This window comes from Prochlorococcus sp. MIT 1306 (assembly GCF_047304515.1).
Classification (GTDB): domain Bacteria; phylum Cyanobacteriota; class Cyanobacteriia; order PCC-6307; family Cyanobiaceae; genus Prochlorococcus; species Prochlorococcus marinus_D.
In genome coordinates this window covers 1206161-1220699 of sequence record NZ_CP138959.1, presented here as the reverse complement: position 1 = coordinate 1220699, position 14539 = coordinate 1206161, and the positions used below count along the sequence as shown (strand labels likewise).

At 51.5% G+C, this 14539-nt stretch carries 15 protein-coding genes; 12 read left to right on the top strand and 3 right to left on the bottom strand.

What is annotated here, in order from left to right; all coding sequences use genetic code 11:
• Positions 1–20 precede the first annotated feature (20 nt).
• The 11 genes from SIB74_RS06205 to fba all read left to right on the top strand — a co-directional run bounded on the left by SIB74_RS06205 (position 21) and on the right by fba (position 10364).
• The gene (locus SIB74_RS06205) at positions 21–557 is read left to right on the top strand and encodes a DUF3727 domain-containing protein (protein WP_063395750.1); all 537 of its coding nucleotides are present in this window, start codon (positions 21–23) and stop codon (positions 555–557) included.
• 5 nt (positions 558–562) lie between these two features.
• Positions 563–1072: a YqeG family HAD IIIA-type phosphatase gene (locus SIB74_RS06200; protein ID WP_063395751.1), complete on the top strand. Its 510-nt coding sequence runs from the start codon at positions 563–565 to the stop codon at positions 1070–1072.
• The gene (gene proB, locus SIB74_RS06195) at positions 1069–2154 is read left to right on the top strand and encodes a glutamate 5-kinase (RefSeq protein ID WP_063395752.1); all 1086 of its coding nucleotides are present in this window, start codon (positions 1069–1071) and stop codon (positions 2152–2154) included. The genes SIB74_RS06200 and proB overlap by 4 nt, the downstream gene beginning before the upstream one ends.
• 56 nt (positions 2155–2210) lie before the next feature.
• Positions 2211–3254, top strand: coding sequence for a UDP-3-O-(3-hydroxymyristoyl)glucosamine N-acyltransferase (gene lpxD, locus SIB74_RS06190; RefSeq protein WP_063395753.1), 1044 nt, complete (start codon positions 2211–2213; stop codon positions 3252–3254).
• Between the two features lie 37 nt (positions 3255–3291).
• Complete coding sequence (gene leuB, locus SIB74_RS06185) at positions 3292–4365, top strand: 3-isopropylmalate dehydrogenase (RefSeq protein ID WP_063395754.1); 1074 nt, start codon at positions 3292–3294, stop codon at positions 4363–4365.
• A gap of 97 nt (positions 4366–4462) precedes the next feature.
• Complete coding sequence (locus tag SIB74_RS06180; protein WP_063395755.1) at positions 4463–5365, top strand: phosphoribulokinase; 903 nt, start codon at positions 4463–4465, stop codon at positions 5363–5365.
• 388 nt (positions 5366–5753) lie between these two features.
• The gene (locus tag SIB74_RS06175; RefSeq protein ID WP_063395756.1) at positions 5754–6566 is read left to right on the top strand and encodes a prepilin peptidase; all 813 of its coding nucleotides are present in this window, start codon (positions 5754–5756) and stop codon (positions 6564–6566) included.
• Between the two features lie 187 nt (positions 6567–6753).
• Positions 6754–7635: an acetyl-CoA carboxylase, carboxyltransferase subunit beta gene (accD, locus tag SIB74_RS06170; RefSeq protein WP_063395757.1), complete on the top strand. Its 882-nt coding sequence runs from the start codon at positions 6754–6756 to the stop codon at positions 7633–7635.
• 47 nt (positions 7636–7682) lie between these two features.
• A complete protein-coding gene (locus SIB74_RS06165) occupies positions 7683–8051 on the top strand; it encodes a hypothetical protein (RefSeq protein WP_063395992.1) in 369 nt (122 codons plus the stop codon).
• Positions 8052–8060: 9 nt separating this feature from the next.
• Positions 8061–9170 carry a Gfo/Idh/MocA family protein gene (locus SIB74_RS06160; protein ID WP_063395758.1) on the top strand — a complete coding sequence of 370 codons (1110 nt, stop codon included), beginning with the start codon at positions 8061–8063 and terminating at the stop codon, positions 9168–9170.
• Positions 9171–9290: 120 nt separating this feature from the next.
• Positions 9291–10364 (top strand): class II fructose-bisphosphate aldolase, encoded by a 1074-nt coding sequence (gene fba / locus SIB74_RS06155; protein ID WP_063395759.1) that lies wholly within the window; start codon positions 9291–9293, stop codon positions 10362–10364.
• 59 nt (positions 10365–10423) lie between these two features.
• Here the strand turns inward: fba and SIB74_RS06150 are convergent, their stop codons facing one another.
• The 3 genes from SIB74_RS06150 to purS are packed head-to-tail and all read right to left on the bottom strand — an operon-like array spanning position 10424 to position 12338.
• The gene (locus SIB74_RS06150; RefSeq protein ID WP_413681797.1) at positions 10424–11380 is read right to left on the bottom strand and encodes a S66 peptidase family protein; all 957 of its coding nucleotides are present in this window, start codon (positions 11378–11380) and stop codon (positions 10424–10426) included.
• Positions 11381–11407: 27 nt separating this feature from the next.
• Positions 11408–12061, bottom strand: coding sequence for a phosphoribosylformylglycinamidine synthase subunit PurQ (gene purQ, locus SIB74_RS06145; protein ID WP_063395761.1), 654 nt, complete (start codon positions 12059–12061; stop codon positions 11408–11410).
• Positions 12062–12068: 7 nt separating this feature from the next.
• Positions 12069–12338, bottom strand: a complete 270-nt coding sequence (gene purS / locus SIB74_RS06140; protein ID WP_063395993.1) for a phosphoribosylformylglycinamidine synthase subunit PurS — start codon at positions 12336–12338, stop codon at positions 12069–12071.
• Positions 12339–12939: 601 nt separating this feature from the next.
• Here purS and gltS point away from each other — a divergent pair.
• Positions 12940–14184, top strand: coding sequence for a sodium/glutamate symporter (gene gltS, locus SIB74_RS06135; protein WP_063395762.1), 1245 nt, complete (start codon positions 12940–12942; stop codon positions 14182–14184).
• Positions 14185–14539: the final 355 nt, after the last annotated feature.

Here is a 14539-nt window from a genome sequence, read left to right as displayed (position 1 = left end):
GCAAATCAACCTCAGCTCTAATGACTGCCCCGGGTCCAAACATCAATGGCGAGGTGCCAACGGTTCTAGTAAGAGATGATGAAGGGCGGGATCTGCTCTGTTTTCTCGAGCAACTCATTCCCCTTGATGACAAGGATTACGCCCTACTCACACCGGTCGACACCCCCGTCTCCCTCTTCCGCCTCATCGAAGGCAACGATCCTGAACTGATCGAAACGATTGCCAGCAGTGAACCAATCCTTTCAGTGGCCGATGTCGTGCTGCAAGAACACGACCTCACTCTTGTTCGCTCAGCCGTAACACTCACTGTGAACGGTGAACTAGACGAACCCGATCCAGAGGAATTGGAAGATGAGGAAACCGATGGCGACTCCGAGACATACGAATTGCTCGTTAGTTTTATGGTCCAAGAGCAGGAGTATGGCCTTTATATCCCTCTGGATCCCTTTTTCGTTGTGGCTCGCATGACCGACGGTCAAGCAAAGCTTGTAGAAGGAGAGGAATTCGATCAAATCCAGCCACGTATTGAAGTCGAGCTCGAAGATAGGGAGCTGTAGATCTAATGAGCCAACACTGGCTTCAGCCAAACTGGGAACCCGGCCTGACCCTCCCCCATCTGCCGATCCAGCACTTGCTGGATCAGGGCCTGCAGGCCCTGATCCTTGACGTTGATCGCACCTTGCTGCCCGGGCGTGAGATTGAACTACCGCTATCCGTTACAAGCTGGGTTAAGGAAGCCCAACGCCATCTATTACTTCACCTCTTCAGCAACAATCCCTCTCGAAAACGTATCGGTTCGGTAGCTGAGCAACTAGATCTCACCTTCACCTGCAGTGCAGCGAAACCTCGCAGAGCCCGACTGCGAAAGGTACTCAATCAGCTCCAGTGCAAACCTACAGAGATCGCCATTGTGGGAGATCGAATCTTCACTGACGTGCTAGCCGGAAACCGTCTTGATCTCTATACCGTTCTAGTTCGACCACTACGCGCCGATGGCTACCCCTGCAACAACAACCGAGTTCAGCGTCTCGAACAAAAACTTGCCGCATGGTTAGGGGCCCCACAGACATGAGTCTGTGGGTGGTGAAGGTGGGAACCAGCCTGCTGAGAGGCAATGAGAAGCAATCCACCGCCGAAGTGATTGAGAGCTACAGCGCCTGCCTTTCAGCAAGCCTCAAGCGGGGGGATCATGTTGTCCTCGTAACAAGTGGTGCCGTAGGTCTGGGTTGCAATCGTCTAGGGCTAAGCCAACGGCCGGTCGATGTGGTGGCTCTCCAAGCGACGGCGGCTATCGGTCAAGGACAACTCATGGCTCTCTATGAGGCTGCTATGAGCCGAAGGGGCCACACCGTGGCTCAGGTATTGCTCACCCGCTCAGATCTTGGCTCGAGGCACCGTTATCGCAATGCTTCAAGCACCTTGAAGCAACTGCTCGACTGGGGCGTGCTGCCGGTGGTGAATGAGAACGACGCCCTCTCTCCGGAAGAATTGCGTTACGGCGACAACGACACCCTTTCAGCTCTCGTTGCAACCGCAGTGGGGGCTGATCAGCTCATCATGCTCACCGACGTGGATCGCCTTTATTCCTCAGACCCCCGCATTAATGCCTCTGCCGAACCGATCTCAGATGTTTACCATCCCCATGAACTGACTGCCCTGGAAGTCGCGGCCGGGGAGGGAGGTCCCTGGGGCACTGGGGGTATGACTACAAAACTTGCGGCAGCTCGCATCGCTACCGCAAGTGGCATCACCGTTCTTCTTGCTGATGGCCGCGATCCTCAAGTACTTGATGGGTTGCTGCAAGGAAGACGGAGCGGCACGGTGTTTCATCCTCACCCTCAACCTCTCGGCAATCGCAAGAGCTGGCTGGCCCATGCCCTGAAGCCCTTAGGGACCCTTCAGCTGGATGAAGGCGCCTGCGATGCCCTTCAAGATCGTGGCGCCTCCCTCCTCTTGGTGGGGGTTAAAGAGGTGGAAGGAAACTTTGAAGCCAACCAGCCGGTAAGACTCATTAATCCTGAAGGTAACGAGCTCGCTCGAGGCTTGTGTTCCTTGAGCAGCAAAGAACTGCGCGAGGCCATTGAGACCCAAATGAGCACGAATCGTTCACCGGTTGTGGTGCATAGGGACGTGTTGGTTCTCCGCAACGCGTGACTTGAGTGAACATCAACAACACATCACGCCTACGATCCGCCGAAAAGTGATTTGACATGCTCTTCAGCCAGTTGATCGCCTCCCTCCAACAAGGAAGCGCTGGGCTGCAGGACCACCAGCTAGCTGAAGATCCTGAACTGCTTAGCGGCGCATCTCTTGATCAAGCAAAGGCCAATCAGCTCAGTTTTCTGGAACAGGGCAATGCACTAACCACACAGCTAAGCCACAGCAAGGTTGGGGCCGTATTGATTCCACCTCAGGATGATCTACGTGTCATTGCTGAACAAAGAGGGCTGGCCTTTGCGGTGTTGCGAGATCCTCGCCTGGCATTCGCTGAAGCCTTGGAACAATTGCATCCACGCTCGCGGCCCAAGGCAGGCGTTCACCCCACAGCTGTGATCGGAGATCAAGTGCATCTTGGTCAAGGGATCTCAATCGGTGCGCACGTCGTCATCGGTGATGGCAGCCGTATCGGTGCCTATAGCGTGGTTCATCCAGGCGTAGTGATTTACGAAGATGTGGTGGTGGGGGAAGCTAATGAACTTCACGCCAATGCTGTTCTTCAGCCTGGTTCCAGGCTAGGTCTGAACTGCGTTGTGCACTCCAATGCCGTTGTGGGATCAGAGGGTTTCGGTTTCGTACCTACTGCCAATGGATGGAGAAAGATGCCTCAAACAGGTTTGGTGGTTCTTGAAGACTGTGTAGAAGTGGGCTGCGGGTCGACTATCGACCGTCCATCGGTGGGTGAGACTCGCATCGGCGCTGGTACCAAAATTGACAACCTTGTGCAAATCGGCCACGGGGTGGTTACAGGCAAAGGATGTGCCCTTGCCTCACAGGTGGGGATTGCTGGCGGTGCTCGCCTGGGTGACGGTGTAATCCTCGCTGGTCAGGTTGGAGTCGCTAATCGAGCTGTAATCGGCGATCGTGCCATCGCTAGCTCGAAGAGCGGTATTCATGGCGAAGTTGAAGCGGGGGAAGTTGTCAGCGGCTATCCCGCGATTCCAAATCGCCTCTGGTTGCGCTGTTCCGCAACCTTCAGCAAATTACCGGAGATGGCCAAAATGTTGAGGAAGCTGACAAGAGATACACCTCAGTAACCTCATAGGAGGCACAAGCCATTTTGGAGTCCTCCACATGCGCCAGCACCGCATCGTTCTGCTGCCTGGTGATGGTATCGGTCCTGAAATCACTGCTGTAGCAAAGTTGTTACTTGATGCAGCAGGCGAACTACACGGTTTCAAGCTGAATTTCGAGCAACACCCCATAGGAGGTGTTGCCATCGACGCAAGCGGATCGCCGCTGCCAGCCAGCACCCTGGAGGCATGTCGAGCCAGTGATGCGGTGCTCCTTGCAGCAATTGGTAGCCCTCGCTTTGATGCCCTCCCCAGGGAGCAACGGCCGGAAACAGGCCTTCTATCCCTTCGTGCAGGACTGAAACTATTTGCGAACCTCAGACCGGTGACGATCCTGCCGGCCCTGATCGATGCCAGCAGCCTGAAAGCAAAGGTGATCAAAGGCGTTGATCTAATGGTGGTGCGGGAGCTCACAGGCGGGATTTATTTCGGCCAACCGAAAGGGCGGATTGAGGCCGATGGGGATGAGCGCGCTTTCAACACAATGACCTACTCCAGAACAGAGGTGGACCGAATCGCCAAGGTTGCTTTCGACCTCGCCCGCGATCGCAGCGGAAAGCTTTGTTCGGTAGATAAGGCAAATGTGCTTGATGTCAGTCAACTGTGGCGTGATCGTGTCGATGCTTTGGCTGTCAACTATGGAGATGTAGAGCTCAGCCACATGTATGTGGACAATGCCGCGATGCAATTGGTGCGCAACCCCAGGCAATTCGATGTGCTGCTCACCGGCAACCTGTTCGGAGACATCCTTAGTGACGAAGCAGCCATGCTGACAGGCTCGATTGGCATGCTGCCCTCAGCTTCGCTCGGCAGCGAAGGACCAGGACTGTTCGAGCCGGTGCATGGCTCCGCACCCGATATTGCAGGACAAGACCTGGCCAATCCAATGGCAATGGTGCTTTCCGCAGCAATGATGCTGAGAATTGGCTTAAAGGAAAACGATGCCGCAACGGCTCTTGAACGATCAGTGGACCGTGTTCTTGCGGCTGGTTTCCGGACAGGTGACCTCATGAGTGAGGGCTGTACCCAACTGGGCTGCGCAGAGATGGGTGAGCAATTGCTGCAAGCGCTTTAAAGGATCGACAACTCTGATAAGCAAATGCTGATGTTGCCAAATTGAGCTGTTTGCTCCATGACCTGCCAAAATCTCTGGGCCTGTCCTGCCTGCGTCGATGTCGAAGCGTCACCCGGTTGTCGCCGTTACAGGGTCCTCTGGAGCCGGAACCAGCACCGTAAAGCGGGCCTTCGAGCACATTTTTTCCCGAGAGAAAATCACGCCCGCCGTTGTAGAGGGCGATAGCTACCACCGCTTCGAGCGGATGGCCATGAAGGAAGCCATGGCTGACGCCTTGGCCAAGGGTGAAAACTTCTCCCACTTCGGCCCAGAAGCGAACTTATTCGACAAGCTCGAAGAGCTCTTCCGCACCTACGGTCAAACAGGGGGTGGCAAGAAGCGTTACTACTTGCATAGCACTGAAGAGGCAGCAGAACATAACAGCCGCCTAGGTACGAAACTTGACCCTGGTCAGTTCACCCCTTGGGAGGAAATTCCAACCAACACTGATGTGCTCTTCTATGAAGGTCTGCATGGCGGTGTCGTTGGTGATGGCTACGACGTAGCAGCCTGCGCTGACCTACTGGTTGGGGTGGTACCAATCACCAACCTTGAGTGGATACAAAAAATCCACCGCGACAATGCCGAGCGTGGCTATTCCGCAGAAGCAATTGTGGATACGATTCTGCGTCGCATGCCTGATTACATCAACCACATCTGTCCACAATTCAGCCGCACAGACATCAATTTCCAGAGAGTGCCCACTGTGGACACCTCCAACCCATTCATTTGTAGGAACATCCCTACGCCGGATGAAAGCTTTGTGATCATTCACTTCCGCAAAGGTGCTCGCGAAAAATGGGGCATCGACTTCGGAGATCTGCTCAACATGATTAATGACTCGTTTATGTCGAGTCCGACAAGCATCGTGGTGAACGGAGGCAAGATGGGTTTTGCAATGGAATTAATTCTGACCCCGATTATTCATCGCCTGATTGAAGACAAACACAACCTCTCCTAAGCAAAATAATTTCGTTACCTCAAGAAACAACTATGATGGGATTATCTGAGTAATCAGTTAATCCTATTTCTATTTCTAACCTCTCATTTGTAATTTCAACAGCTGCTTCCCGATCAACCGAGGCAGCACGCTGGGATCGGATCAACAGTGACCAACTGATTGAGAAAGCACGACAAATTTATTTCAACTATCTCTCTAACACCATCACTACTGGCACGGAACCCAGTGGTGTTGTTCTGAATGAAAACAATGGGAAAGGACGCGTTGTCTTTGATCTTCCGGTTCTGCTCCCAAAAGAAAAGTATCTCAAGCTAGAACTCCTGCGCACCCTCCCGATGCGCTCCCGTCAAACCCGCGCAAGAAACATCGCCATCTCTAGGCGCAGCTAATGCTCTGGATTTATATAGCGATCATCGGAGCTTGTATGGGCAGCTTCAGCAATGTGATGGCCTGGCGGCTTCCCCGAAAGGAATCATTGATTTGGCCTGGTAGTCATTGCCCACGTTGCGGATGTGGTGTGCGTTGGCACGACAACATCCCAGTACTCGCATGGATTCAACTGGGCGGTCGCTGTCGTGATTGCAGAACCACCATTCCAGTGCGTTATCCAGCGGTGGAGAGTCTCAGCGCCGGGCTTTGGGTATCGGCTGCCTTGGCAGCTCCAACCAGCATGGGCGAGTTCTCTTCCTTGTTCAATCTCTTTGCTGGAGTGGTGCTTGTCAGTGTGCTGTTGCCACTGGTCCTTATCGACCTCGATCACATGTGGTTGCCAGAACCACTCTGTCGGGCTGGTCTTTTGTTAGGCCTGGCTTTCACAGCGACAGCGGCAGCTTCACTCGGCTGGAGTAAGGGATCAGCCCTGCTGCTCGACCATTTACTAGCAGCAGCAGCAGCCTTCATTGCGATGGAAGGGCTTAGCTTCTTTGCTAAAAAGCTGATTGGTCAGCCAGCCCTTGGGCTTGGCGATGCCAAATTGGCGGCCCTTGCTGGAGCATGGTTAGGACTGAATGGGGTGGCTATGGCCATGACCTTGGCCATCATCAGCGGCGCAATGGTTGGTCTCATCGGTCGGCTTACTGGTCAGCTACAACCTCGCCAGCCTTTTCCCTTCGGGCCTTTCATTGCCTTTGGGGTCTGGGGTGTATGGCTTTGCGGATCAGATTGGTGGTGGCAAAATTGGGCGAACCTAATGGGTCTTTAATAGACCAAAGGCTGCTAGAAAAAAATGCCAACTGTCAGTGAGTGAAGCGCGCTTTAGATTTGGATGATTCACCACTTCTTAATTTGCGGTATTGGACATAAGCATGGACACTTGATCCATCCTTATGTCTGTCCGAGAAGCCTTGTGCCAGTTGAGAAGTCACCCGTCCTCACACTGATTTAAAAGGATGAGTTTATTCGACTGGTTTGCTGATCGTCGCAAGGGTCAGTTCGTTGGCAAGGTGAGCCAGGAAACTGAAGAAAGCGATGGCCTTTGGGTCAAATGCCCCGAATGCGGTCAGGTTGTTTATCGCAAGGATCTTCATGCCAATGCAAGTGTTTGTTCCAACTGCGGCTATCACCACCGCATCGATAGCGACGAAAGGATTGTCCTGATCGCTGACCAAGGAAGTTTTAAATCATTGGATCGCAACCTCAGCCCTACAGATCCACTCGGATTTAAAGATCGCCGTGCCTATGCCGATCGACTGAGAGAAAGCCAGGCCTCAACAGGCATGAAGGACGGGGTCGTCACAGGTCTTTGCCAAGTTGAAGGAATGCCGATGGCAATGGCGGTGATGGATTTCCGCTTCATGGGCGGTTCTATGGGATCAGTCGTTGGAGAAAAGATCACCCGACTGGTGGAGCGGGCCACAGCCCAAGGTCTACCCCTTTTGATTGTCTGCGCTTCAGGCGGAGCTCGAATGCAAGAAGGCATGCTCAGCCTGATGCAAATGGCCAAGATTTCCGGTGCTCTTGAGCGACATCGAGAGGCTGAACTGCTCTACATGCCACTGCTCACTCATCCAACTACCGGTGGTGTGACTGCCAGTTTTGCCATGCTCGGTGATCTAATTCTGGCGGAACCGAAGGCTCTGATTGGCTTTGCTGGACGCCGGGTCATTGAGCAGACCTTGCGGGAAAAACTACCCGACAATTTTCAGACTGCCGAATATCTGCAAGAGCACGGCTTCGTAGACACAATCGTGCCTCGCACGCAACTTCGTAAAACGCTGGCCTCACTCTTGATGCTTCATGGCTGCAAAGCGAAAAAGGCTGCGGGTAAATAATGAGCAAATCTCTATTCCGATTCTGCCTCTGGCTTGGTCAGGGTGTCATGCTTCTGCTGCTAACCCTTTTGATTCCTTTTGGCTTTCTCGAAGCAGAAATCGCAAGCGCTGGCCCAGTCGAATGGAAGGAAGTCCCAGCCACTGAAGCTGGACAGCAATGGTGGGATATAGGCAGCCTTCACTACGACAAGGATGGCAATCTCAGCGTGCTTAGTCGCTTTACTCCAGCGCTCAGAGAAGGCGAGAAGCAGCAAAATGGCAGCCTTTATTTGATGCATGTGGACTGCGATCAAAAGCTCTTCAGGGATACTTCAGTGAATGGTTTGCATCGTTTCCGCGCAGAATGGAAACCCTCTGATGGCGATGGGCTCATCGATGCAGTCATCGATGAGGTTTGCACTGCAGAGGTGACGTAAATATCAATCATGAATCCAATCCGCCCTCCAATTGGTGTTGCGATTGCCGGCCTTGGCTTCGGTGAAAGCGTTCATCTTCCGGCACTAAAAGCCAATCCAGACCTACAGCCTGTTGCCCTTTGGCATCCACGCACAGAGCGATTAGAAAAAGCCTGTAACCAACATGAACTTATCGGCTATAGCAACTGGTCAGCCCTATTGACTGATCCAAAGATCGAGGCCGTGATTCTGGCAACACCACCAGGCCCGCGTTTTGAATTGGCGCTAGAAGCACTCAAAGCTGGAAAACATTTGCTTCTGGAGAAACCCGTGGCGTTGCATGCCGATCAAGTCGCTGAACTGCAACGACTGGCCATCAAGAAAAGATTGAGCGTGGCCGTGGACTTTGAATACCGTGCTGTGCCGTTGTTTATGCAAGCCAAGCGTTTGCTTGATCAAGGCATCGTGGGAACGCCATGGCTGGTGAAACTTGACTGGTTAATGAGTAGTCGCGCCAATGCTTCAAGACCATGGAACTGGTATTCCCAATCCGAGGCAGGTGGCGGCGTGATTGGGGCGCTAGGCACTCATGCCATCGACATGCTGCATTGGTTGTGTGGGCCAACTCGCCAGGTGAGTGCTCTGCTATCCACCTCGATTCAAGCAAGGCCTGATCCAAGTAGTGGCGAACCGTGTGATGTGAGCAGTGAAGACGTCACCCTGGCTCAGTTAACGCTGGGTGGAAATGAGAGGCCTGAAATTCCTGCCCAGGTGAGCCTCACGGCAATTGCCCTCCAGGGAAGAGGGTGCTGGCTGGAGATCTACGGCAGCAACGGCAGCCTCTTGCTTGGCAGTGACAACCAGAAAGACTATGTGCATGGCTTTGGCCTCTGGGCAGCAGCTGCCGGTGAGCCACTACGCAGCATTAGCGCTGATTTGGATCTAGCATTCCCCACCACATGGACTGATGGTCGCATCGCCCCTGTGGCGAGGCTTCAAGGCTGGTGGGCCGAGAGCATGCGCAGTGGCCAGCCAATGCTGCCAGGCCTTGCGGAAGGATGGGCCAGCCAAAAGGTATGCGACAAAATAAGGGATTCAGCTAGATCAGGACAGCGACTTGAAATCCAATCGACACTCTGAAAATAAATAAGCCTGATAGAGATAGGTGACAGTTCTGACCATCGTCTTATAAAGTCCGGGGCCGCAGGTCCAGGACTCTTTGCTTGAGAACTGGCCCCTACTGACACTACGGAGATCTCTATGGCCCTCGTTCCGCTAAGGCTTCTGCTTGACCATGCCGCAGAAAACGGCTATGGCATCCCTGCTTTCAACGTGAACAACCTCGAGCAGGTGCAGTCCATCATGGAAGCGGCTGACGAGACTGACAGCCCAGTGATCCTGCAGGCCTCCCGCGGTGCTCGAAGCTACGCAGGTGAAATCTTTTTAAGACATCTGATCATCGCCGCCGTTGAGACCTATCCAGACATCCCGGTTGTGATGCATCAAGACCACGGGAATAGCCCCTCAACATGCTTTGGTGCTGCCGCAAACGGTTTCACCTCTGTGATGATGGATGGTTCTCTTGAGGCAGACGCCAAGACACCTGCCAGCTACGAGTACAACGTTGCTGTCACAAAAGAAGTCGTAGGCGTGGCCCATGCCATTGGCGTAAGCGTGGAGGGTGAACTGGGCTGCCTGGGCTCCTTGGAAACAGGTATGGGTGAAGCCGAAGACGGCCACGGATTTGAAGGCAAGCTCGACCACAGTCAACTGCTCACTGACCCAGCTGAGGCCTCCGACTTCGTCGCTAAAACCAAAGTTGACGCTTTAGCAATCGCGATTGGGACCAGCCACGGCGCCTACAAATTCACGCGCAAACCCACTGGTGAAGTATTAGCGATCAGTCGAATTGCAGAAATCCATAAGGCCATCCCTAACACTCATTTAGTGATGCACGGTTCCTCTTCCGTTCCCCAGGAATGGCTGCAAATGATCAATAAATACGGAGGTGCAATCCCTGAGACCTATGGCGTTCCTGTCGAAGAGATCCAAGAAGGGATTCGCAATGGCGTGCGTAAGGTCAATATCGACACCGACAATCGCCTGGCTTTCACCGCTGCTGTACGTGAAGCCTCTGTCGCTGATCCTGCCAACTTCGATCCACGCCACTTCAACAAACCTGCGCGTAAATATATGAAGCAGGTCTGTCTTGATCGCTATCAGCAGTTTTGGTGTGCCGGCAATGCCAGTAAAATTAAGCAACGTGATATCAACTATTACTCAGCCCTTTATGAGAAAGGTCAGCTTGATCCAAAAACCGCTGTTGCTGCATGATTAAGGCCAAATGAATTGCTGAGGGGGGCTGTGAGGCCTCCCTTTTTAATGACTATGGTTTAGGACAACAACATTAGAGATCCATTGCGTCCGTCGAGGCGCGCGATTGCTCCAAGAGGCAAGGCAAGATTCGGTTGGCCATGACCAACAGGAAGATCCCTGACCAATGGCACGCCAAGAGAAGAAAGACGCTCCGCAAGGATGCTGACCATTGAGAAGTCTCCAGGGACAATCTCCCCTTTCCAGCTGAAACGGCCTGTCGCTACAGCCGCAACATCTCGTAGCAGCCCTGCACTGCGCCATTGTGTGAGCATGCGATCAACCCTATAGGGTGCTTCACCTACATCCTCGAGCAGTAACACGGCACCCCGCAAATCAGGGAACCAGGGTGTTCCGATTAAATGTGTAGCCACGGTGAGATTGGTTACCACTAAAGGGCCTACAGCAATGCCTGGAATCACCCCAATGCCCGATATCGGAGCTACAGATTGACAAGACAACAGATCAACCGTTCGTTGCCATTGTTCGTCAGACCCAGTCATCGACCCATGGATGGCGCCGCGAGATCCCACAGCCCACTGGGCCAATAACAGAGAACTGGAGTCTGAGAAGCCCAGGCTCCAAAGGGAGCGTCGTGGAAATTGGAACCCGTCCTCCAAAACCCTTGCGCCACCCCAACCAGAGCCGATGTAGACAATTCCATCAACATGAGGATCCCTCCACGCGTCCTCTAGTTCAGTGCGGCGCTGGGCATCTGTGCCAGAAAACCACTGCCATTGGCGATGCAACGATGGAGGTAATTCAAGGAGCCACCCCTGCGCCTTGCAACGCTCAACTAAAAGAGAAAAGTCTGTTTGAGGATCGATCCACGTACCAGTATTGACCACCCGAATTCGTGAACCATCACGCAGTGGTGTTGGCTCCGCCAAAGGTGTTGATGCATTAAAGGCTGGGGTCAACGTTCGCCCCAGCTTTGGCCAAGCCAAGCTTGCTGCTAAGGCAGCCGGAACCCCCATCAGCAGCGAACGCCGTCGCATCGTGAATCAGCCAAGCAGTGACTGCAACAATCCTCTGCCATCCACACCACCAATCACAGGATCACAAGCCCGTTCAGGATGTGGCATCAAGCCAAGCACATTGCCAGTCTTGTTTGTAATTCCAGCGATATCAGCCACTGAACCATTGGGATTATTGACATAGCGCAAGGCGATAGCGTCATCGTCTTGTAACTGGCAAAGGGTTTCGTCACTGCACTGATATCGACCCTCACCATGGGCAATGGGCAGGGTGAGAGCATCCTGGCGTTGATGACCCATTAGCCAAGGCGTGCGGTTGCTTTCCACAGTCAGCAAAGCATCCTCACAGATGAAATGAAGGCTTCGATTGCGGGTTAGAGCTCCAGGGAGCAGACCTAGTTCAGTCAGAACCTGAAAGCCATTGCAGATGCCGAGCACTCTGCCGCCACGTGCAACAAATTCCACCAGCGACTCAAGCACAGGCGCAAAGCGGGCAATTGCACCACAACGGAGGTAGTCGCCATAACTAAACCCGCCTGGAAGCACAACAGCATCAAGACCATTTAAATCACGGGTCTCATGCCAGAGAAAGCGCGTTGGGATGTTCAAGCATCCTTGCGCTGCCCAGCGCACATCGCGATCACAATTTGAGCCAGGGAAGACAACAACACCAATACTCATGGCTGAATTAAGCGGTGGTTGTAGGAACCGGCTGAAGCTCAAGGCTCCAATCTTCAATCACGGGATTGGCAAACAGGCGATCACTGATCAGTTCCAGCTGCTTGCGTGCTTCCGTTTCATTATCAGCCTCGAGCTCAAGATCAACAACCTTTCCGATCCGCAGTTTGCTGATGCCTTCCACCCCAAGGCGATTGGCAGCAGATCGAGCAGCCTCTCCAGCCGGGTCAAGCACTGAAGGACGCAGACTGACAAGAACGCGGGCATGAAATCGCGGCACGGTCTGTAGGAAGTGGATTGTTAAATCTTCGCAGCTCAAGGCACCCGCTTTAAAGGATGAAAGCGCGTTTAAGACCTAGGCCACTAGGCCCGCACTGCTTGCGTGGTGAATGGTGATGGTTGATTCAACGATCAAAACAATGCTGATTGTCATTACAAAACTGGTCTTGTTAATGCTATTGATGAAGCATGCAAGCAGAACTGATAAGTGCAGTGGTCATAGGGTATTGAAATTGCCAGAGGATTCCAGGCAATAGTTACGATGGACGTGGGGCAGAGAAGTCGATGATGCTGGCTCTACGCCAAAAACCAACACATCTGCTTTAGCCAAGGGGGCAGTGGAAAGATGCAGATATGCTCATAAACAGTAAAGTCACATGACAGCTATCCAGCCATTTTTTGATCAGTGGGAAAACTCTGCGGTTAGGGAAGGTCTGATGAAATGGGGACGTCCCACTGGATTAAAGCTGAGAAAGCAGGCGATCTATCGAAGCCCAAAGATCTAGAATGACCTGTGAAATAAATAGTTACTTCTAAAGCACCTGTGCGCTAGAAGTAACTAGCCGTAAAGAAATTATAATTAAACATCAATTCAATAGGCAATGGATACATTTGAAATTAGATCGCTGATATCAATCTCAATCGGTATCCTTGTACTGTTTATTGGCAAGCGCATCAATGGCAATATTCAAGCGCTGCAGAATTTATCGATTCCTGATTCTGTTACAGGCGGACTGATTGCAGCACTAGCAATCACACTCGTGAAATGGACAACGGATATAGAGGTTGTATTTGATCTTGGTGCAAGAGACTTCTTGCTTATTTATTTCTTTACTACGGTTGGTATAAGTTCAAATTTAATCAACATGAGAAGGGGTGGGAAAGCCCTTGGAATATTACTCGGTCTGGTTATTGCTTTCATTACGATTCAGAACATTTTCGGTGAATGGACAGTTAATCTATTTGGACTCCAAGAAGGCCTTGGAGCACTTTTGGGTTCAGTTTCGCTTGCAGGTGGCCATGGTGTGACCATCGCATGGGCGCCAACCTTTGCAAAACAATTTGGCATCAAGAATGCTTTGGAAATTGGCGTTGCAGCATCTACATTTGGGTTGTTGTTTGCCAGCCTAATAGGTGGGCCAATCGCCAATTACTTGATTCGAAAAAATCATCTGAATTTAGATCATAAAAAAGAAATATATAATGAAAACAGGAATGGAGATGAAAATACAAACAAGAAGGAATTGAATAATCAATTAGCATCAAAATTGGATTACAACAGTATTCTTTCGTCAGTGCTGGCTGTCAATATCTGTATTATTCTCGGGAAAATATGCCAGGGATTTCTTTTTAAGTTAGATATTCAACTGCCACTTTTTGTTGTTTCTATGATCGTTGGAATCATTTTGAGCAGCATTTTTCCGGATCGTAAGATTTCAAATGATTTTCTAATTTGGCCTAAGCAAACAGCTGCATTATTACTTCTGGCAGAGCTTTCCCTTGGCACATTTCTGGCAATGTCAATCATGAGTCTGCAGTTTTGGGATCTCTTGGATCTCCCTCCGGTCTTGCTGTTGATATTGGTTTTCCAAACTATCCTCTCTATCATAGTCAATCTATATCTTGTTTTTCCGCTGATGGGTCGCAACTACGACGCAGCTGTGATTTGCGCAGGATTTGCGGGCATGTCGATAGGTTCATCGGCTGCTGGGCTCGCAAATATGACGGCAATATCAAGGAAGTATGGGCCAACCAAAAAAGCATTTATAGTCGTGCCACTGATCGCAACATTTATTGAGATTATAAATTCAGGTCTTATTATTCCAGCCTCAATTAGGTTTTTATGATTTATTAAATCTTAAATAAAGAATTCACCCGGCAAATCAAATTGCCAATATCTTCATGAGTGATCCGCCAAGGATAGACAGCTTATGCAAATCCTGAATAGCGAATCAATAGATGCAGGTATAGGAAAAATATAACACAAAAATTATAGTTATCTGAGCAATACTATGCAGCTAAAGTAAAGAAGAGCTGAGTGGACTGTGCTGACCCTGGTTGTTAGCTGTCTGGCTGATGGTAAGTAAGACTCTCTGATGAAATCTTAACTTACAAGAGGATATAGATTATCATGCTAAGCATGAGACAAGTCCCTAATAAAATAATGGGCTAGAGATACTCTCTGGGGCTCTATTGCGTCAA